Below are 20606 nucleotides of genomic sequence, written 5' to 3' on the forward strand. Positions count from 1 at the left end.
GTCCTGCGGCAAGGGCGGCATTTGAGAGTGGTGGCAATTTTACCGGCAAACCCGGTGCCGCCGGCAGTCGCGCGGCGAATTGCGCTGGTCATTGAGGCCGGCGGCCGGTGTCAGCCATAGCTTGTCATACGGCTTGCCGGGCGATGGCGCTACACTAGGCGTCTGCTCCGCAAGCGTATTTTGCGTTTGCCGGAGAGCAGTCGTTTTCAGGGAGATGATCTATGCAGAGCGAAGATTCTGCGCCGCCGGAAGCCATTCCGGAAAAGCCTTTGCGGCGGCGGGCGGCAAGTGCCGAGGGTGTCTTGCAGCGGCAGCAGCAGGCCCTGGCCGAGGCGTTGGCGCTGGCCCAGTCGATCGATTATCAGGCCCAACCGGCGATCCCGCCGGAACTGCTGCCGCGCGGCAAGGCGGCCAAGGGGCGCAAGCCGGAATGGGTGCGTGGCCGTTATCGCCTGACCCCGGCGGAGCGCCGCCAACTCGACGAACTCAAGGTCCATGCCCGCAGTCTCGAACTCAAGGTGCGCAAGAATGAACTGCTGCGCGCCGGCCTGTTGCTGCTTGGCGCGCTCAACGAAATCGAGCTCAAGGCGGTATTGCTGCGGATCGACGGGGTTACCCGGGTGCCGGCGTCTGGCTCCCGGAAAGGCCGACGCTGAGCGGCTCCGGGGCTTGCTGACGGCGGGATTGCCGAATTGTTACAGCCTGTCATTTGACTGTAACAAAGCCTGCGTAAGCTGCATGGCAATCCAGTTCATCTTCAGCAGAGGAGTACCCCGAATGTCGCACAAGCATACTGTTGCCCGTTTCCTCGCCCTCGCCGGCGTTGCCTTCTTCGGTGCCCAGGCCGCTCAGGCCCAGGTGATCAAGATTGATGGTTCCTCGACCGTCTATCCGATCACCGAGGCGGTTGCCGAGGAATTCCAGAAAGCCAAGAAAAACGCAGTCAAGGTGACTGTTGGCATCTCCGGTACCGGCGGTGGCTTCAAGAAGTTCTGCCGTGACGAAACCGATCTGTCGAACGCTTCGCGTCCGATCACCAAGAAGGAAATGGAAGACTGCAAGGCCGCTGGCGTCGAGTACGTCGAAATGCCGGTCGCTTTCGATGCGCTGACTGTCGTCATCAATCCCAAGAACAGCTTCCTCAAGGAAGCCACCGTCGCCGAACTGAAGGCGATGTGGGAACCGGCCGCTCAAGGCAAGGTCACCAAGTGGAACCAGATCAATCCCGCCTGGCCGGATCAGCCGATCAAGCTGTTCGGCGCCGGTGCCGATTCCGGAACCTTCGAATACTTCACCGAAGCCATCGTTGGCAAGGCCAAGTCTTCGCGCGGCGACTACACCGCTTCCGAAGACGACAACGTGCTGGTCCAGGGTGTCTCGCGTGACGTCAATGGCATCGGCTACTTCGGCTATGCCTACTACGCCGAGAACATGGGCAAGCTGAAGGCCTTGCCGATCGTTCCGCCCAAGGGGGGCGCGGCCGTTTCACCGTCCGAGGAGTCGGTGATCAAGGGGACTTACCAGCCGCTGTCGCGTCCGATCTTCGTCTATGTCAAGGCCAAGTCCTTGCAGAAGCCGGAAGTCCAGGAGTTCATCGAGTTCTACATGAAGAACGCCGCCAAGCTGACCAAGGAAGTCAAGTACGTGCCGCTGCCGTCGGCCGCCTACACCGGTAACCTGGAGCATGTGAAGAAGAAGAAGTACGGCACCGTCTTCGGTGGTCAGAACGAAGTCGGCATCACCATCGAAGAGCTGATGCGCCGCGAAGCCAAGATGTAAGGTCGCCGCTTATTCCGTGACCTGCTCGCGCCCCGGCGGCTTGCCTGCCGGGGCGTTCATACAGGAATTCTGTCCATGAATTCGCAAGCCATGTCTGCCAAAAATACCAACGATCTGCCAGTAGTCAGTGACCGCCTGGCGCATAACGCGATGCGCAATGTCAGCGAGCGCATCATCGAGGGGTTGCTGTTCGCTGCGGCCGCCGTTTCCGTGCTGACCACGATCGGCATCGTCTATGTGCTGGTATCGGAGTCGATACAGTTCTTCGCCAATGTGCCGCTGATCGACTTCCTGACCGATACGCAATGGACGCCGCTGTTCGATGACGCCCACTTCGGGATCATGGTGCTGATTTCCGGGACCCTGGTTTCCTCGACGGTCGCCCTGGCCCTGGCGGTGCCGATGGGGACGGTGATTGCGATCTATCTGTCGGAGTTCGCCGACAGCCGGGTGCGCGAAGTCGCCAAGCCGATCCTCGAATTGCTGGGCGGGATTCCAACCATCGTCTTCGGCTATTTCGCGCTGTTGATGGTGACGCCGCTGCTGCAGAAGATCTTTCCCGAACTGCCGGGCTTTTCGCTGCTGTCGGCCGGCCTGGTGATGGGGATCATGATCGTTCCCTACATTGCCTCGTTGTCCGAGGATGCCATGCGTGCGGTGCCGATGAGCCTGCGCGAAGGTGCCTACGCGATGGGGGCGACCCGTCTGCACACCGCGCTGACGGTGGTAGTGCCGGCAGCTTTTTCCGGCCTCGCCGCGTCCTACATCCTGGCGATCTCGCGTGCCGTCGGTGAAACCATGATCCTGGCGGTGGCTGCCGGGATGCAGCCGAACCTGACCTGGAACCCGATGGAGCCGGCTGCGACGATCACCTCCTACATCGTGCAGGTGGCGCTCGGCGATCTGCCGCACGGTTCGATCGGCTATCAGACCATCTTTGCTGCCGGCCTGACGCTGATCCTGATCACCCTGGTGTTCAACATTCTCGGCCAGTGGCTGCGCCGTAAATTCCGCGAGAACTACTAAGATGCAACAAACCGCATTGACCACCGAGCAGATCCGCGCGCTGATCGCCCGCGGCAAGCTCAAGGACACGCTGTTCAAGGCCCTGGGGGTACTCTTCCTGGCGATTGGCCTGGCGGTGATCCTGCTTCTGGTGATCGACATGGTCGAGAAAGGCTCCGAGCGTTTCACCGTCGATTTCTTCTTCAACTTTGCATCGCGCCGCGCCGCGCAGGCCGGCATTCTCTCGGCCTGGGTCGGTTCCTTGCTGGTGATGCTGGTCACCGCTGTCGCTGCGGTGCCGATTGGCGTCGCTGCCGGCCTCTATCTGGAGGAGTACGCCAAGCGCAACTGGATCACCGAGATCATCGAGATCAACATCACCAACCTGGCGGCCGTGCCGTCCATCGTTTATGGCCTGCTGGCGCTCGGGATCTTCGTCTATCAGTTCGGTTTCGGCCAGAGCATCCTCTCCGCCGGCCTGACCCTGGCACTGTTGATCCTGCCGATCGTGATCGTGTCGACCCGCGAGGCGATCCGGGCGATTCCGGCAATGATCCGCGAAGCCTCGATGGGCTGTGGCGCGACCCGCTGGCAGACTTGCCGCTATCACATCATTCCCTATGCCATGCCCGGTATCCTGACCGGCGTGATCATCGGCCTGGCCCGTGCCATCGGCGAAACCGCCCCGATCATCACCATCGGCGCACTGACCTTCATCGCCTTCCTGCCGCCGGCGCCGTTTGCCGAAACCGGCGAGGGCGTGGCCGGACTGTTCGACTGGGTGATGTCGCCCTTCACCGTGATGCCGATCCAGATTTTCAACTGGACTTCGCGTCCCGACCCGGCGTTCGAGATCAACGCTGCGGCCGCCGGCTTCGTGCTGATGGTGATGGTGCTGACGATGAACGGCGTCGCGATCTGGCTGCGCTACAAGATGCGCAAGAACATCAAGTGGTAACAAGGATTAAGAACATGCAAAACGATAACCTGACGCTCAAGGCCGAAGCTCGTAACCTGAACTTCTTCTACGGCGAAAACAAGGCCCTCAAGGGCATCAACATGCCGATCTACGACAAGAAGGTCACCGCGCTGATCGGTCCTTCCGGCTGTGGCAAATCGACCTACCTGCGCAGCTTCAACCGGATGCACGATCTTTACCCCGGCAACCGTTACGAAGGCGAAATCCGCTTTTACCCGGACAACACCAATCTGCTCTCGCCGGATGTCGATCCGATCGAAGTGCGGATGCGGGTCGGGATGGTTTTCCAGAAGCCGAATCCCTTCCCCAAGTCGATCTACGAGAACGTCGCCTATGGTTTGCGGGTGCGCGGTGAAAACAACAAGCGGGTCCTCGATGACAAGGTCGAGCATGCATTGAAGGGGGGGGCGCTGTGGGATGAAGTCAAGGATCGTCTGCACGACCTGGCCTCAAACCTCTCCGGCGGCCAGCAGCAGCGCCTGTGTATCGCCCGCGCGCTGGCGACCGATCCCGAACTGCTGCTGTTCGACGAGCCGACTTCTGCGCTCGACCCGATTGCCACTGGCGCGATCGAGGAACTGGTGCACGAACTGAAAAAGCGCGTCACCATCCTGATCGTGACCCACAACATGCAGCAGGCGGCGCGGGTGTCCGATTTCACCGCCTACATGTACCTCGGCGAACTGATCGAGTTCGGCAAGACCGACGAGATCTTCATCAAGCCGCAGGACAAGCGTACCGAAGACTACATTACCGGCCGAATGGGCTGATTTTTACCTGTTTTGCCGCGATTTCAAGGAATACAGCATGAGCGAAAGCCAACATCTCTCCAGCCAGTTCGACGAAGATCTGGCGCGTTTGCGTACGCACGTCCTGCAGATGGGCGGCCTGGTCGAAACCCAGCTGGCGGCGGCGATCGAAGCCTATGCCGCAGGCGAAACTGCAGCCGTCAAGGGGATCGTGGATAACGACCGCAAGGTCAACGACCTGGAAAAGGCAATCGACGACGATTGCGCCCACATCATCGCCAAGCGCCAGCCGGCAGCTTATGACCTGCGCCTGGTGCTCGGCATCAGCAAGATCGTTACCGACCTGGAGCGGGCCGGCGACGAGGCCAAGAAAATCGCCAAGGGCGTGCAGCGGATTTACGAAAATGGCCATTTTCCGACCCAGTACGGCGTCGGCATCCGTCATATCGCCGATGCCGCGCTGGCGATGATCCGCCAGTCGCTCGACGCCTTTGCCCGCCGCGACGTGGTCCAGGCGCAGAGCGTGATCAAGGCTGACAAGGACATCGACGTCGAATTCAAGTCGATCATCCGCCAGCTGATCACTCACATGATGGAAGATCCGCGCACCATCACCACCTCGATCGACATCATCTCGATTGCCCGTGCCATCGAGCGTATCGGCGATCACGCCAAGAACGTTTCCGAACAGGTGATCTTCATCGTCGAAGGGCGCGACATCCGCCACCTCAAGGAGGCCGCCAAGTGACACCGACGATTCTGGTGGTCGAGGATGAGCCGGCGATCCAGGAACTGATCACCATCAACCTCAAGCACGCCGGTTTCCTGGTGGTCCGTGCCGGCAGCGCCGAAGAGGGCGATTCGGCGATCCGCGCCGCCTTGCCCGACCTGGTGATTCTTGACTGGATGCTGCCCGGCCAGTCCGGTGTCGCGCTGGCCAAGAAGCTGCGCGGCGACGAGCGGACCCGCGAACTGCCGATCATCATGCTGACGGCCCGGGTCCATGAAGAGGACAAGGTCCAGGGGCTGGAGGCCGGAGCCGACGATTACGTGACCAAGCCCTTTTCGCCGAAGGAACTGGTCGCCCGCGTCCGTGCCGTGCTGCGCCGCAGGGCGCCGCATCTGGCCGGTGAAGCGGTCGAGGTCGGCGGCCTGTCGCTGAACCCGGCGACGCACCGGGTACTGGCCGGCGAGCAGCCGATCGAACTCGGACCGACCGAATTCCGCTTGCTGTTTTTCTTCATGACGCATCCGGAACGGGTGTATACCCGTGCCCAGTTGCTCGACGAAGTCTGGGGCGACCACGTTTTCATCGAGGAACGCACGGTCGACGTCCATATCCGTCGCCTGCGGGCGGCGCTCGAAGCAACCGGGCACGACCAGCGGGTCGAGACGGTGCGTGGCACCGGCTACCGTTTTCGCGGAGCCTGAACGATGCGTGCGCAACTGTTCCGGGTGCTGGTGCCGATTCTCGGCGCGGCATTGCTGGCCTGGCCGGCAGGTTACTTTGCCGGGGCCTGGATCGGCTGGGCGCTGTTCAGCCTGGCGCTGGTCGTGCAATTGCTGTTCCAGTTGCGCAATTTTTCCCGTCTTGAGCGCTGGTCGCGCAATCCGGTGCTCGATGCTTCGCTCGAAGGCGAAGGTGACTGGGACAATGTGTTCGGTCGCCTCTACCGTCACGAGAAGGAAATGCGCGGGGTGATCGCTCGCCGCGATGCCGAAATCTCGATGCTGATCGCTGCGGCGCAGGCACTGACCGACGGCGTGGTCCTGCTCGACCGTAACGACAACATCCTGTTCTGCAACCATACCGCCGAAGACCAGCTGGGGCTGCGCATCGCCAGCGACCGGGGGCAGGCGGTGGTCAACCTGGTCCGCCAGCCGGAGTTTGCCGCCTATCTTGAAGGCCGCGACTTCAGCAAGCCACTGACCCTGCGTTCGGACCGGATCAAGGATCTGGTACTCTCGATCTACATCATTCCCTACGCCGAGAACAACCGGCTGATGCAGGTCAAGGACGTGACCCAGAGCGAGCGGCTTGACCGCATGCGCCGCGATTTCGTGGCCAATGTCTCGCACGAATTGCGCACACCCTTGACGGTGCTGGGCGGCTTCATCGAAACCCTGCAGGAAATCGAGCTTGATGCCGAGGCGCAGGCGCATTACCTGCAGCTGATGGGCGAACAGTCGAAGCGGATGCTGACCATCGTCCAGGATCTGCTCACCCTGTCGTCAATCGAGGCCTCGCCGCCGCCGGCTTACGAAAGCATCGACATGGCCAGCCTGCTCGACAAACTGCAGCGCGATGCCGCCGCCTTGTCCAACGGTCGCCACCAGATCGTGCTCGATAGCGATGGCTGCGGCGACCTGCGCGGCGCCGAAGGAGAACTGGTCAGTGCCTTCGGCAACCTGGTCGCCAATGCCGTCCGCTATACGCCGGAAGGTGGCACGGTGCGGATTTGCTGGCGGGCCGATACCAACGGCGGCGAATTTGCTGTCGAAGATAGCGGGATCGGCATCGAGCCGCAGCACATCCCCCGCCTGACCGAGCGTTTTTATCGGGTCGATCGCGGCCGCTCCCGCGATGCCGGCGGCACCGGCCTCGGCCTGGCCATTGTCAAGCACGCCCTGAGCCGCCATCAGGCCCGGCTCGAAATCCGCAGCCAGCCGGGCCATGGCAGTCGTTTCGCAGCCGTTTTCCCGGCCAGCCGGATCAGCGGCGTCTGAAACCCCGGCCAGACACGGTCGACCGGAAAAAAGAGCATTTTTCCCGGTCGACCGTAAATGAGTCGGGCTGGCATGTTCCTGGCTCGCTCCGGTTAAAATCCGGCCCCGCATTTGCTTAATCGATACCCCTACAGGAGCACTCCATGTCCGGTCACGGTTTTCACGTCCACGGTCCGCACGATCATGAAATCGAACATGCCGCCCAGCACGGCGGCGACAGCTTCACCTCGCGCATTGCGGTAACCACCGCCATCCTGTCGACGGTCGGCGCGATCTTCGGCTACATGGGCGGCCATACCCAGAACGCCGCGTTGCTCTACAAGAACGAAGCCGCGATCCAGAAGACCTCGGCATCGAACCAGTGGAACTACTACCAGGCCAAGAGCAATAAGCAGAACCTGGCCGAACTCTCGATCACGCTGACCAGCGGCGAAGTGCAGGAGCGCTACAAGAAGGAAGTCGAGCGCTACAAGGAAGAAAAGAAGGAAATCAAGGCCGAGGCCGATAAGCTGGAAGCCACGGCCAAAGAGTTCGACAAGAAGAGCGAGCAGGAAATGCACGTGCACGAGCGCTGGGCGCTGGCGACCACGCTGCTGCAGATCGCCATCGCCTTGTCGGCGATCGCCCTGCTGACCAAAAAGCGCTGGCTGCTCGGTGCGGTCTATGGCGCTTCGGCGCTCGGCGTCGCGGTCGGAATCATGGGTTACCTGCACCTCTAAACCGCCAGCCGGCGACCGCTGCGCTGGGCGGCGGTCGTCACCGGGGCGTCATGGCGCTGTCACCGGCGCTTCATCTGCCCCGGCTATCGTCGCGGCATGCCTCATGTCCGCACCCTGTTTCTTTCCGATATCCACCTCGGCACGCGCGCCTGTCAGGCCGAGCGGCTGGTCGATTTCCTCCGCGAGTACAGCGCCGAACAGACCTGCCTGATCGGCGACATCGTCGATTTCTGGGCGATGAGTCGCGGCATCTGCTGGACTGCGGCGCAGAACACCGTGGTCCAGAAGCTGCTGCGCCGCGCCCGCCACGGCGAGCGCATCGTTTTCATCCCCGGCAACCACGACGAGGCGCTGCGCGACTACTGCGACACCGCCTTCGGCAATATCGAGGTGGTCAGCGAAAAGGTGCACCAGACCGCCGACGGCCGTCGTTTCCTGCTCATCCACGGCGACGTTTTCGATCAGGTGACACGCCATCACCGCTGGGTCGCGCTGCTCGGTGACAAGGCTTACGACCTGCTGGTGCGGCTCAACCACTGGCTATCGTGGGGGCGGCGCAAGCTGGGGATTGCCGGCTACTGGTCGCTGGCCGGCTACGCCAAGCGCAAGGTCAAAACGGCGCTCAATTTCATTTTCGATTTCGAGGAATCTGCGATCCACCATGCCCGGGAGCGCGGGCTCGACGGGGTCATCTGCGGTCACATCCACTGGGCGCAGATTCGTGAGATCGGCGGGCTGACCTACGTCAATTGTGGCGACTGGGTCGATTCCTGTACCGCGATCGTCGAGCATCTCGACGGTCGCCTCGAACTGGTGGCCTGGGGCGGGCGGCAGCCGGCCTTGCCGCCCGATGCGCCGGCGCCCGGGCGCCGCCAAACTGCGGAGGTTTGAATGCGGGTCTTGATGGTTTCCGATGTTTATTTTCCGCGTATCAACGGGGTGTCGACGTCAATCGAAACCTTTCGCCGCTGTCTGGCGAACGAGGGAGTCGAGGTGCGGCTGGTCGTGCCGCAATACGGCGACGAGGCCGCCACGCCGGACATCCTCCGGGTGTCTGGGCGGCCGGTCCCCGGCGATCCCGAGGATCGCCTGCCCGGCTGGCGGGCGATGCAGCAGGCGGTGATGGCGGCGGCTGCCGATTGCGACCTGATCCACATCCAGACGCCCTTCGTGGCCCATTACGCCGGCTTGCGCGCCGCCCGCAGGCGGGGCTTGCCGGTGCTGGCGACGTATCACACCTTGTTCGAAGCATATGTCGAACACTATGCACCGGCCTGGCTGCGGCAGCTGGCAGCTCCTGGCCTGCGCGCGGCGGCTCGGGCGCTGTCGCGGCAGCAGTGCAACCAGCTTGATGCCCTGGTGGTGCCCTCGACGCTGATGCGCGAGCGCCTCGAGAGCTACGGTGTCGATACGCCAATTTCGGTCCTGCCGACCGGGATTCCTCTCGATCAGTTTGCTACCGGCGATGGTCCCGCTTTTCGCCGGCGGCATGGAATTCTCCCGGAGCAACCGCTGGCGCTCTACGTCGGGCGGGTCGCGCATGAAAAAAACATCGATTTTCTGCTGCGGGCGATGCCCTTCGTTCAGCAGCGCTGCCCGCAGGCCTTGCTGCTGATTGCCGGCGAAGGGCCGGCGCTGCCGGCATTGCAGCGCCAGGTGGCGGCTGCCGGCTTGCAGCGGCAAGTACGTTTTGTCGGCTATCTCGATCGCCGGCAGGCGTTGCCCGATTGCTACGCGGCGGCCGATGTCTTCGCTTTTGCTTCGCGTACCGAGACTCAGGGCCTGGTACTGCTGGAGGCAATGGCGGCTGGTTTGCCGGTGGTGGCGCTGGCCGAGATGGGAACGGTCGATATTCTCGGCAGCGGGCGCGGCTGCCGGGTGCCGCCGGACGAACCCGCCGCCTTCGGTGCAGTCCTGGCCGACTGCCTCAAGCTGCCGGCGCTGCGCCAGCAACTGGGGCATGAAGCAAGGGTGCTGGCCGGCGAATGGTCGGACCAGGCGATGGCGGCCCGGCTGGCTGCGCTTTATCGCGGGCTCTGTACCGAGCCGCGCCGCAAGCCGTTACGGCCGCTGTCAGTCGGCGTCTGAGATGGGGGGGCGGCGCCCGGCCGCCGACCAGCGGGCGAGCATTTCTGCCAGTTCATCGCGCCGCACCGGCTTGGCCAGATAGTCGTCCATCCCCGCCGCCAGGCAGTTTTCCCGGTCGCCGGTCATGGCATTGGCGGTCATGGCGATCACCGGGATCGTACGTGCTGCCGTACCGGCAGCGCCGGCTCGCAACTGGCGAGTAGCTTCGAATCCATCCATTTCCGGCATCTGACAATCCATCAGGACCAGATCGAAGGTTTCCTGTGTCAGGCATTGCAGCGCCTGGCCGCCGTGCTCGGCATGACTGACTAGGCAGCCGAGTTTGTCGAGCAATGCGCCGGCCACCTTGCGATTGACTGCATTGTCCTCGACCAGCAGTACCCGCAGGCCGGGGCGTGGTTCGTTGGCGGATTCTGCGCGGGGGGGCGCGTCGGCAAGCGCCTGACCGGTGGCGAAGGGCAGCACGAAGCTGAAGATGCTGCCTTTGCCGGGGCTGGAACTGACCGAAATCCGGCCGCCCATCAGCTCGATCAGGCGATGGCAGATCGACAGGCCGAGACCGGTGCCGCCAAAGCGGCGGGTGGTTGAGGCATCGCCCTGGAAGAAGGGCGAGAACAGGCCGGCGACTACCTCCGGCGGCATGCCGATGCCGGTGTCGCGAATCCGGCAGTGGAGCAGGCATTGTCCCGCAGTCGGCATTTCGGCCCGGAGATGGATTTCCACCTCGCCGCTGGCGGTGAATTTGATCGCGTTGCCGACCAGATTGAGCAGGATTTGCCGGAGTCGGCCGGGGTCGCCCAGCAGTGCCGGCGGCAGGCTGCCGTCGACGCGGGGGTGGAGGTCGATACCCTTGGCCTCGGCCTGGTTGTGCAGCAGGCTGGTGATGTCGTTGAGCAGGGCCGAGGGCGAGAAGGCAATCTGTTCGAGCAGCAGCTTGCCGGCCTCGACCTTGGAAAAATCGAGAATGTCGTTGATCAGTCCGAGCAGGCCTTCGGCGCTGCGCCGGATGGTTTCGGCGTAGTCTTGCTGCTCGCTGTTGAGCGGACTGCCGCGCAGCAGTTCGCTCATCCCGATGATGCCGTTCATCGGGGTGCGGATTTCATGGCTCATGTTGGCCAGGAACTGGCTCTTGGCAACGTTGGCGGCTTCGGCCTCATTGCGTGCCTGTTCGAGTTCCTCGACAAAATGCTGGCGTTCAAGGAAGGCCTCGGCCCAGCGTGCCAGCAGCCGCAGGAATTCAAGATCGGAGGGGTCGAAATCGTGGTCGCGCGGATAGGGCGAGGAAAAATTCAGGGTCCCGTACAGCTGCCCGCCGACCTGGATCGGGATGCCAAGGTAGCAGGCCAGGCCAAATTCGCGGTAACAGGGGTGTTCCCCGCCGGCATGGAGGCGGGCATCGGCAATCGCCAGCGGTGTGTCGCGGTGCAGGGTATCCCGGCAATAGGTGCGGCCGAGCGGAAACTCCTGGTTGTCCTGCAGGGTATCGGGCGGCGAGACCTGGGCTTCGATCCGGTAGTGGTCGCGCGTTTCGTCGATCTCGCTGATGATCCCGTAGTCGAGATGGAGGTGGTCGAGCGCGACCCGTAGCGCTGCCCGCAAGGTTTCGCGCGGCTCCAGTCCGGTCAGTGCGACGATGTTGTTGAGTGCATGCAGGGCCGCCAGCTGTCGTTGCAGGCGCAGTGCCTGCAGTCGCTGTTGCGAAATGTCCTGCTTGATCGCGACATAGTGCGTGGTTTGCCCGGTTTCGTCGTGGATCGGCGCGATCACCGCGCTTTCGTAGTAAATCTCGCCATTCTTGCGCCGGTTGATGAATTCGCCGCGCCAGACTTCGCCGGCAGCGAGCGTGGCCCACAGGCTGCGATAGGTTTCCGGTGGGGTCAGGCCCGATTGCTGCAGGGCCGGATTGAGGCCGCAAACCTCTTCGGAGCCATAGCCGGTGACTGCCTCGAATGCCGGGTTCACGTATTCGATGGCGGGCTCGAGGTTGGTGATCGCGATGCTTGCCGGGCTTTGCTCGACGGCGCGCGAGAGGCGGCGGATCAGGCTGTCGCGACGGCGTTCCTCGGTGACATCCTCGAAAATTCCGACGTAGTGCGAAAGAGCGCCGTCACGGTTGCGGACGCTGGAAATGCTCAGCCACTCGTCGATCAGGTCACCGTTTTTGCGCCGGTTGGTGATCAGACCCTGCCATAGCCCCTTGTCGTTGATGTCCCGCCACATTGCCGCGTAAAAGGCCTGGTCATGCTGGCCAGAAGAAAAGACCCGGGGTGTGCGGCCAAGCAGTTCTTCCGGCCGATAGCCGGAAATCTGCTCCATGCGCGGGTTGACCGTGACAATCCGCTGCTCGGGATCGGTCACGATGATGGCGTTGCTGCTCTGCTCGAAGACCCGTGCCGCCAGTTTGCGTTCATCCTGCAGCCGGGCTTCGGCCCGCAGGCTGCGGCGCAGCCGGGCAATCAGCAGGCTGGTCAGCAGCAACAGCGCCAGCAGCGCGCTGCCGGCCAGCCACAGGGTATTGCGTGCAGCCTCCTGCCATTCGGCCAGCGCCCGCTCGCGGTCAACGGTGACGGCGACGAACAGGGGATAGCTGCGCGAAGCGCGATAGACCGACAGGGTTTCCCCGTCGTCGCGGCTTTCTTCGGCAACGTCGCGCAGTTCGTTGAGCAGCGCGGCATCGAGGAAACGGCTGCCGATCGCCAGGCGTTCGTCGCTGGCCAGCGCCAGTTGTCCGCTCTGGGTGGCGATTGCGACCCGGGTCAGGCGCGGATCGATGTGGCGCTGGATGCGGTTGAGCAGGTAGTCGGGGTTGACCGCCGCCAGCAGCCGCAGGGTGCGACCATGAACCTGCGTCTGCAGTTGTGCCGGGAGTAGTGTGACTGCATCCCCGGGGGCGCTGGCCGCAGGGGTCAGCGCTTGCGCGTCGGCCAGGTCGCGGCCGGCGTGTGGCGGGCCGAGGCGGAGAAAATCGGCGGCCTCGTCGCCCCGGGGCAAAGGGTGGTAGTCGGCCGGCGGCAGTTGCCGACCAACGTTTTCGGGGCTGGAACTGGCAATGATCCGGCCCTGTGCGTCGAATAGCGACAGCGAGCGGAGGAACAGCAGGCGGCGGCGGACATGTTCGAGTTGCTGTTCGTTGCCGCCGCTGTCAGCCAGGGTCTCGGCCAGCCCGCGCAGGCTGATTTCGGTCAGGTTGAGAGTCTGCGTCAGTTGATCCTCGAACAGCGTGGCCAGTTGCCGGGCTGCTTCGCGGTGGCGGGTCAGGGCCTCCTGGCGCAGGGTGTAGAGATTGCTGCCGACGCCGATCACCACGCTGAGCACCAGCAACACCTGCAACCCGATCAGGAGCAGGGTCAGCTTGCGTTGCTGACGATGATTCATGCCATGGCTTTCATGTCCGGATGCGGCTTAGTTGAGCAGGGCAATCGGTAGCAGGTCGTGGCGTTCGGCGGCAGCCTTGAGCTCGCCGTTGCGCCGGGCCTGCAGCAGGTATTGTTCGACCCGGCCATGCCAGCGGTCGTCGCCGGGGCGCAGTGCCCACGCGTAAGGGGTCACATGATAGACCCCGTCCGGGCGGATTACCCGGGCCCAGTCGGTAGTCTTGAGCATTCGCCGGCTGAACGGGTAGTCGGTCATGAACACATCGGCGCGGCCGGACTCGACTTCCTGCTCGCGGGCTTGCGGGGTGTCGAAGACCTTGAGCGTTGCCGCTTTCAGCTTGTCGCGCATCACCGGTTCGTGCAGCGTGCCCTTGGCCACCGCCACTACCACCCCGGGTTTGTCGATGTCGGCCCAGCTCTTGATCCGGCGGTTGCTCTGGCTGGTGATGGCGAAAATATCACTGGCCAGGTGCGGCTGGGTGAAGCGCAGTTTTTCCTGGCGTTGCGGGGTGATGCCAATGGCGAACATGGCGATGTCGCAGCGGTTTTCGAGCACATCGGGAATCAGCCGGGCAAACGAACTGTCGATGAATTCAAGGCCGACGCCGAGGTCGCGGGCCAGGCCCTTGGCCAGGTCGACGTCGATGCCGGTCAGCTGGCGGTTTTTCGGGTCGCGGTAGCTGATCCCGAAATAGTCGGGCCAGACGCAAACCCGGAGGGTTTTGTCGGCAAGGATACGGTCAAGCTGGCTGCGGACCTCGGCGACGGCGGAGGCACTCAGCAACAGGAGCAGGCTGGTGGCAAAGAGGCGACGCATGGTGGACGGAAGGAGTTGAGTTTCCCGATTTTAGCAGAGCTGACAAATGCCCCGCCGGCGCCTCCGTCAAGCAAGAGACAGCAGGCCCGGGTAAGCCTCGGGCTGGCACAGGATGCGCTCAACCCGCTGTTGCCACAGGCTGGCGAACAGCCGGCGCTGCTCCTCGCTGGCTTCGCCGGCGAGGATGCCGGCGAGCAGCACCCCGGTCTGCGGGTGTCCCGGGACTACCGCCAGATTGAACTGGCAGGCGACCGCCTGGCTCGTATCGCAGCGGCGGAATCGCAGTTGCTGCACGCCGTTTACCCCGAATTGCAGCAGGCTGCGCCGTCGGTGCTGGCCGCCCAGTCCGTGAAAACCGCCGTTGCCGGCGGCCCCGGTGAGCAGGCCGGCTATGCTGGCGATCACTCCTGCGACCCCCGCATCTTCGCAATCGCCCAGCGCGACCTCGATCTGGCCGCGCTGCGGAGGTGATTGCGGGTACAGCGCGGTCAGTGCGCGAGTGGTGCTCAGCCAGGCTATTGCGACCGTCGGGCAGGCATGGCCGGCCAGCCGCACCGCATCGCTGAAGCGGTAGTGCAGCAAGCCATCAACCGGCGCGCCGAGTAGTTCGGCGAGCGGGTCATAGAGCGTGATGCCGGGGATACGGGAGAAATAGTCGGGAAAATGTTCGTGCAGGCTCATGGTGCTGACTCCTTGCCGAGCATTGTCCGCGCCGGTCGCCGCTCCCGGCTTTGATCCGCGTCAGGCGCGTTCGATCAGCTCGATCTTGTAGCCGTCCGGGTCTTCGACGAAGGCGATCACGGTGCTGCCGTGTTTCATCGGTCCGGCTTCGCGCACCACCTTGCCGCCGCGCGCCTTGATCTCGGCGCAGGCTGCGGCCGCGTCCGGCACCGCCAGCGCGATGTGGCCGTAGGCATTGCCCAGTTCGTAGCTGGCGGTATCCCAGTTGTGGGTCAGTTCGAGCACGGTATTGGCGTCTTCATCGCCGTAGCCGACGAAGGCCAGGGTGAACCGGCCCTCGGGGTAGTCCTGACGGCGCAAGAGGCGCATGCCGAGGATTTCGGTGTAGAAGGCGAGCGAGCGGTCGAGGTCGCCGACGCGAAGCATGGTGTGCAGGATGCGCATGATGAAATTCAGTCAGTGATGAAAAAAACAGGTGGCCGGGAACGGCTGGCTTCAGCCGGCAAATTCCGGCAGTTGTCGCCCCAGGCGGCGCAGTTCGGCGCGCCGTGCCTGCCAGTCGGGACAGGCTGCCGCGACATGGGACCAGAAGCGCGGGCTGTGGTTCATTTCGTGCAGATGCGCGAGCTCATGGATCACCACGTAATCGCCGAGCGCCGCTGGCAGCAGCAACAGCTTCCAGTTGAGCATGATCGTCGCCTGGCCGTTGCGGCGGCTGCAACTTCCCCAGCGGGTGCGTGCCGACGACAGGCGCAAGGGCGGGGCGGTAACCCCGAGCAAGGGCGCCAGCGCCTGCAGCCGGGCGCCGAAATGCTCGCGGGCGAGCGCCTGCAACGCGGTTTTCAGGCATTTTTCGGCGTTGACCGTGGGTGTGGTGCGCAATTGCAGCGTGCTGCCGTCGACTTGCCAGCTGGCACGGCCGGCGGTTGCGATACTCACGGTCAACTCGCGGTCGAGGACAAAAATCCGGGCGCCGTCGTGCAGCGCCAGTGGCGCCGGCGGCGGGCGCTCGCGCCAGGCGGCGAGCTTGTCGAGCACCCATTGCTGGTGTTGTTGCAGCAGGCTTTCGATGTCGCCGATGCGCGCCCGCAAGGGCGCGGCGACGAGCAGGCCGGCGCCGTCGATGCGCAGGCCGGTACTGCGCCGGCGGCTACGGCGCAAGCGGTAGCGCACGCATTGGCCAGCCAGGACAATCTGCCGTTCGGGCAGGGCCTCAGGCGTTGGCAGCGACTTGCTCCGGGTAACGGTGCGGCGAAATCCGGCGCATCTCGGCTTCGATCCAGGCTTCGGCGCGGCGATTGACCTCGGCCTCGCTCATGCCGGTGGCGTCGAAGGCCGGGCCGATACTGACCGTAACCTCGCCCGGGCTCTTGATGAAGGCCTGGCGCGGCCACAGTTCGCCGGCGTTGTGCGCGACCGGCACCACCTTGCAGCCGACACGGGTTGCCAGGTAGGCGCCGCCGGCCTTGTAACGCTTGGTCTGGCCCGGCGCAACGCGCGTGCCTTCGGGGAAGATGATCACGTAAAAGCCTTGCTGCAGCCGCTCGCGGCCCTGGGTCACGACCTGGTCGAGCGCTTCCTTGCCGGCGGCGCGGTCGATCGAGATCATTTTCATTGCTGCCAGACCCCAGCCCACGAAGGGCACCTTGAGCAGTTCCTTCTTGAGCACGAAGACGCAGTAGGCGCCGTGCGGCACGTAGTCCTGCAGGGTCATCGTTTCCCAGGCCGACTGGTGCTTGGCGAGGATCACGCAGGGCTCCTGCGGCATGTTTTCAAGGCCGATCACGCGTGGGCGGATGCCGAGGATGTGTTCGACGCCGAACTGCGTGCCGAGCCGCCACAGCTTGCCCAGGCGGTAGCCCCACAAGCCGCGCAGGGTCAGCGCGCCGACGATCACCAGCGGCGCGGTCAGCACCGACCAGAGCAGCGCATAGAGCATGAACAGGGTGGAACGGAGCAGCTTCATGCCTTGCCTTTCGCGAGCAGGGTGTCGACCACGGCAGCGAGGTCGGGGTAAATCTGAGTGCCTTCCGGCAGATTGCCTTCGGCCTGGGTTTTTTCACCCTTGCCGGTGAGTACCAGCATCGGCTGGCAGCCGAGCACTGCCGAAGCCTGCAGATCGCGCAAGGAATCGCCGACCGCCGGCACGCCCTTGAGGTCGGCGTTGAGGGTTTCGGCAATGCGCTTGAACATGCCTGGCTTGGGCTTGCGGCAGTCGCACTTGGAGTCGGCGGCGTGCGGGCAGTAGAAAATCGCGTCGATGCGCCCGCCGACCGCAGCCAGCGCCTTGTGCAGCTTGCCGTGGATGGCGTTGAGGGTATCCATGTCGAACAGGCCACGCCCGACGCCGGACTGGTTGGTAGCGATCACCACGCGGTAACCGTTCTGGTTGAGACGGGCGATGGCTTCGAGGCTGCCGGGAATCGGCTTCCATTCGGCCGGGCTCTTGATGAACTGGGCCGAGTCGAAGTTGATCACTCCGTCGCGGTCGAGGATAACGAGCTTGGTGGGCATGGGCGGCAGGCGGAAAAGGGACGGGGGGCAGCGGGGAAAAACAGCCGGGCGGCATCGGCCGCCCGGCAGCGGAGCTTACTGCAGACGCGAAATGTCGGCGACCTTGTTCATTGCCGCGTGCAGCTTGGCCAGCAGGCCCTGGCGATTGGCGCGCAGCGCCGGGTCGTCGGCATTGACCATGACCCCGTCGAAGAAGGCGTCAACCGGCGCGCGCAGCGCGGCCAAAGCGGTCAGTGACTGGGTGTAGTCGCCGGTGTCGAAAGCGGCGTCGGCCTGCGGCACGACCTCGACCAGCGCTGCGTGCAGCGCGGTTTCGGCGGCTTCGACGAAGAGCGCCGGATCGACGCGGGCTTCGACCGTGCCTTCGATCTTCTTCAGGATGTTGCCGACCCGCTTGTTGGCGGCGGCCAGCGCGGCGGCTTCAGGCAAGGCCGAGAAGGCGCGCACCGCAGCCAGGCGCTTGGGAATGTCGCCCAGGCGCTGCGGCTGCTGGCTGACCACGGCATCGACTTCCTGCGCGCTGTAACCCTGCTCGCGCAGGTTGCCGGCCAGGCGTTCGTAGATGAAGGCGGAGAGCGCGGCGGGGTTGGCCTGGAAGCCATCGACGCCGGTGAACTGCGCGAAGACGCCGTTGAGCAGGCGGTCGAGCGGCAGCGCCAGATCGTTCTCGGCGAGCATGCGGATCACGCCCAGGGCGTGGCGGCGCAGTGCGAAGGGGTCCTTGTCGCCGGTCGGGATCTGGCCAATGCCGAACATCCCGGCCAGGGTTTCCAGCTTGTCGGCCAGCGCAACGACGACGCCGACGCGGCTGCGCGGCAGGCTGTCGCCGGCAAAGCGTGGCTTGTAATGGTCTTCGATGGCATCGGCGACCTCGGCCGGCAGGCCGTCGTGCTGGGCGTAGTAGCGGCCCATGATGCCCTGCAGTTCGGGGAATTCGCCGACCATGTCGGTGAGCAGGTCGGCCTTGGCCAGCAGCGCGGCCTGTTCGGCCTGCTTGGTCAGTTCGCCGCCGCCGAGTTCGTCGGCAATCGCGCGGGCAATCGCGGCCACACGCTGAACGCGCTCGCCCTGAGTGCCCAGCTTGTTGTGATAAACCACCTTGGCCAGGCCGGGCAGGCGCGATTCGAGCGACTTCTTGCGGTCCTGGTCGAAGAAAAACTTGGCGTCGGCCAGGCGCGGGCGGACCACGCGTTCGTTGCCGCCGATCACCGCACTCGCATCTTCCGGACGGATGTTGCTGACCACCAGGAACTTGTTGGTCAGCGTGCCGGCCGTGTCGAGCAGCGGGAAGTACTTCTGGTTGGCCTTCATGGTCAGGATCAGGCATTCCTGCGGCACGGCGAGGAATTCCTCCTCGAACTGGCCGATCAGCACGTTCGGACGTTCGACCAGCGCGGTCACTTCGTCGAGCAGCGCGTCGTCCTCAATCGGCTTCAGATCAGCACCGGCCTGGGCGGCGGCAGCGGCCAGCTGGCGGGCGATCTCGGCCTTGCGCTCGGCGAAGGAGGCGATCACCGAACCGTTGCGGAGCAGGGTTTCCGGGTAGCTGTCGGCGTTGGCGATGATCACCGGATCGACGGCGGCTTCAAAGCGGTGGCCGTGCGTCTGGCGACCGGAGTTGAGGCCGAGCACCGAAACCGGCACCACTTCGTTGCCGTGCAACGCCAGCAGCGCATGCGCCGGACGCACAAAATTGACGCTGCTCCAGCCGTCGGCCAGCTGGTAAGTCATCACTTTGGGAATCGGCAGCGCCGCCAGCGCGGCTTCGATCGCCTTCTGCAGGCCTTCGGCCAGCGTCGCACCCTTGGCCAGGCTGTCGTAGAACAGCACCTCGGCCTTGCCGTCGTTCTCGCGGCGCAGGCTGGCGACGGCGGCAGCGTCGGCACCCAGTGCCGCCAGCTTCTTGAGCAGCGCCGGCGTGGCGTTGCCGGTGGCGTCGAGGCCAACCGCAACCGGCATCAGCTTCTGCACCACCGGCTTGTCGGCGGCGACGGCGGCGACATCGGTGACATGCGCGGCCAGCCGGCGCGGCGAGGCGTAGGCGGTGACTGCTGCGGTCGACGGTGCCAGACCGGCATTTTTCAGCGAGTTGGCCAGCGTCGTGGCAAAGGCATCGCCTAGCTTCTTCAGCGCCTTGGGCGGCAGTTCTTCAACAAAAAGTTCGACGAGGAGATTGGCAGACAAATTCGGGGCGGTCATATCAAGCAGCTTTCTTGGCGTTCTGTTCTTCGAGCTTGGCCAGCACGTCGGCGGCCCAGTCCTTGGGCGCCATCGGGAAACCGAGGCGGGCGCGCGAGTCGAGGTAGGCCTGGGCCACTGCGCGGGCCAGGTTGCGGATGCGGCCGATGTAGGCAGCGCGCTCGGTGACGGAAATCGCGCCGCGCGCGTCGAGCAGGTTGAAGGTGTGCGCGGCCTTGAGCACTTGCTCGTAGGCCGGCAGCGCCAGTTGCGCGCCCATCAGGTGCTGCGCCTGCTTTTCGTGCGCGCCGAAGGCGGTGAACAGGAAATCGGCGTCGGAGTGCTCGAAGTTGTAGGCCGACTGCTCGACCTCGTTCTGGTGATAGACGTCGCCGTAAGTCAGGCCGTCGGTCCAGGTCAGGTCATAAACGTTCTCGACGCCCTGCAGGTACATCGCCAGGCGTTCCAGACCGTAGGTGATTTCGCCGGTGATCGGCTTGCAGTCGATGCCGCCGACCTGCTGGAAGTAGGTGAACTGGGTCACTTCCATGCCGTTCATCCAGACTTCCCAGCCCAGGCCCCAGGCGCCCAGGGTCGGGTTTTCCCAGTCGTCCTCGACGAAACGCACGTCGTTCTTCTTGAGATCGAAACCGAGGGCTTCGAGCGAACCGAGGTAAAGCTCCAGGATGTTGTCCGGCGCCGGCTTCAACACCACCTGATACTGGTAGTAGTGCTGCATACGGTTCGGGTTCTCGCCGTAGCGGCCGTCCTTGGGCCGGCGCGACGGTTGCACGTAGGCGGCCTTCCACGGCTCGGGGCCGATGGCGCGGAGGAAGGTGGCGGTATGGCTGGTGCCGGCGCCGACTTCCATGTCGTAGGGCTGGAGCAGGGCGCAACCCTGCTGGCTCCAGTACTGCTGCAGGCGCAGGATGATTTCCTGGAAGGTGGGCTTTTTCGCGGACATTGGGCTGGTGCTCATCGGATGCACTCGATCTT

At 64.2% G+C, this 20606-nt stretch carries 20 protein-coding genes; 11 read left to right on the forward strand and 9 right to left on the reverse strand.

Features of this window, described 5'->3' with window-relative positions; all coding sequences use genetic code 11:
* Positions 1–221 precede the first annotated feature (221 nt).
* The 11 genes from VX159_RS02990 to VX159_RS03040 all read left to right on the forward strand — a co-directional run bounded on the left by VX159_RS02990 (position 222) and on the right by VX159_RS03040 (position 10046).
* Positions 222–656, forward strand: a complete 435-nt coding sequence (locus tag VX159_RS02990) for a hypothetical protein (protein WP_371324509.1) — start codon at positions 222–224, stop codon at positions 654–656.
* Between the two features lie 121 nt (positions 657–777).
* A complete protein-coding gene (locus tag VX159_RS02995; RefSeq protein ID WP_371324510.1) occupies positions 778–1779 on the forward strand; it encodes a PstS family phosphate ABC transporter substrate-binding protein in 1002 nt (333 codons plus the stop codon).
* A 75-nt stretch (positions 1780–1854) separates the two neighbouring features.
* Positions 1855–2805: a phosphate ABC transporter permease subunit PstC gene (pstC, locus tag VX159_RS03000; RefSeq protein WP_371324511.1), complete on the forward strand. Its 951-nt coding sequence runs from the start codon at positions 1855–1857 to the stop codon at positions 2803–2805.
* 1 nt (position 2806) lies between these two features.
* Entirely contained in the window at positions 2807–3742 is a 936-nt protein-coding gene (pstA, locus tag VX159_RS03005; protein ID WP_371324512.1) for a phosphate ABC transporter permease PstA, read from the forward strand.
* A gap of 14 nt (positions 3743–3756) precedes the next feature.
* Entirely contained in the window at positions 3757–4533 is a 777-nt protein-coding gene (pstB, locus tag VX159_RS03010; protein ID WP_371324513.1) for a phosphate ABC transporter ATP-binding protein PstB, read from the forward strand.
* A gap of 37 nt (positions 4534–4570) precedes the next feature.
* Positions 4571–5260, forward strand: coding sequence for a phosphate signaling complex protein PhoU (gene phoU / locus VX159_RS03015; protein WP_371324514.1), 690 nt, complete (start codon positions 4571–4573; stop codon positions 5258–5260).
* Positions 5257–5943, forward strand: coding sequence for a phosphate regulon transcriptional regulator PhoB (gene phoB, locus VX159_RS03020; RefSeq protein WP_371324515.1), 687 nt, complete (start codon positions 5257–5259; stop codon positions 5941–5943). The genes phoU and phoB overlap by 4 nt, the downstream gene beginning before the upstream one ends.
* Before the next feature lie 3 nt (positions 5944–5946).
* Positions 5947–7239 carry a phosphate regulon sensor histidine kinase PhoR gene (gene phoR / locus VX159_RS03025; protein WP_371324516.1) on the forward strand — a complete coding sequence of 431 codons (1293 nt, stop codon included), beginning with the start codon at positions 5947–5949 and terminating at the stop codon, positions 7237–7239.
* Between the two features lie 143 nt (positions 7240–7382).
* Positions 7383–7958, forward strand: coding sequence for a DUF4337 domain-containing protein (locus VX159_RS03030; RefSeq protein ID WP_371324517.1), 576 nt, complete (start codon positions 7383–7385; stop codon positions 7956–7958).
* Between the two features lie 96 nt (positions 7959–8054).
* On the forward strand, positions 8055–8849 hold the full coding sequence (locus VX159_RS03035; protein WP_371324518.1) for a UDP-2,3-diacylglucosamine diphosphatase: 795 nt from the start codon (positions 8055–8057) through the stop codon (positions 8847–8849).
* Positions 8850–10046: a glycosyltransferase gene (locus tag VX159_RS03040; protein WP_371324519.1), complete on the forward strand. Its 1197-nt coding sequence runs from the start codon at positions 8850–8852 to the stop codon at positions 10044–10046. It begins immediately after the preceding gene.
* Here VX159_RS03040 and VX159_RS03045 read toward each other — a convergent pair.
* From VX159_RS03045 to glyQ, 9 genes are all read right to left on the reverse strand, one after another.
* Entirely contained in the window at positions 10032–13421 is a 3390-nt protein-coding gene (locus VX159_RS03045) for a PAS domain S-box protein (RefSeq protein ID WP_371324520.1), read from the reverse strand. The two genes, VX159_RS03040 and VX159_RS03045, sit on opposite strands and share 15 nt — an antisense overlap.
* Positions 13422–13448: 27 nt before the next feature.
* Positions 13449–14237 carry an ABC transporter substrate-binding protein gene (locus tag VX159_RS03050; protein WP_371324521.1) on the reverse strand — a complete coding sequence of 263 codons (789 nt, stop codon included), beginning with the start codon at positions 14235–14237 and terminating at the stop codon, positions 13449–13451.
* A gap of 66 nt (positions 14238–14303) precedes the next feature.
* Positions 14304–14918, reverse strand: a complete 615-nt coding sequence (locus tag VX159_RS03055) for a hypothetical protein (protein WP_371324522.1) — start codon at positions 14916–14918, stop codon at positions 14304–14306.
* Between the two features lie 60 nt (positions 14919–14978).
* Complete coding sequence (gloA, locus tag VX159_RS03060; protein WP_371324523.1) at positions 14979–15362, reverse strand: lactoylglutathione lyase; 384 nt, start codon at positions 15360–15362, stop codon at positions 14979–14981.
* A 51-nt stretch (positions 15363–15413) separates the two neighbouring features.
* On the reverse strand, positions 15414–16091 hold the full coding sequence (locus tag VX159_RS03065) for a M48 family metallopeptidase (RefSeq protein ID WP_371324524.1): 678 nt from the start codon (positions 16089–16091) through the stop codon (positions 15414–15416).
* Between the two features lie 40 nt (positions 16092–16131).
* The gene (locus VX159_RS03070) at positions 16132–16884 is read right to left on the reverse strand and encodes a lysophospholipid acyltransferase family protein (RefSeq protein WP_371324525.1); all 753 of its coding nucleotides are present in this window, start codon (positions 16882–16884) and stop codon (positions 16132–16134) included.
* Positions 16881–17432, reverse strand: coding sequence for a D-glycero-beta-D-manno-heptose 1,7-bisphosphate 7-phosphatase (gmhB, locus tag VX159_RS03075; RefSeq protein ID WP_371324526.1), 552 nt, complete (start codon positions 17430–17432; stop codon positions 16881–16883). The genes VX159_RS03070 and gmhB overlap by 4 nt, the downstream gene beginning before the upstream one ends.
* Positions 17433–17507: 75 nt before the next feature.
* Positions 17508–19631 carry a glycine--tRNA ligase subunit beta gene (gene glyS, locus VX159_RS03080; RefSeq protein WP_371324527.1) on the reverse strand — a complete coding sequence of 708 codons (2124 nt, stop codon included), beginning with the start codon at positions 19629–19631 and terminating at the stop codon, positions 17508–17510.
* A 1-nt stretch (position 19632) separates the two neighbouring features.
* Positions 19633–20574, reverse strand: a complete 942-nt coding sequence (gene glyQ, locus VX159_RS03085; protein WP_371325484.1) for a glycine--tRNA ligase subunit alpha — start codon at positions 20572–20574, stop codon at positions 19633–19635.
* Between the last annotated feature and the right edge of the window lie 32 nt (positions 20575–20606).

The sequence above is a fragment of the Dechloromonas sp. ZY10 genome, from assembly GCF_041378895.1.
Taxonomy (GTDB): Bacteria; Pseudomonadota; Gammaproteobacteria; order Burkholderiales; family Rhodocyclaceae; genus Azonexus; species Azonexus aquae.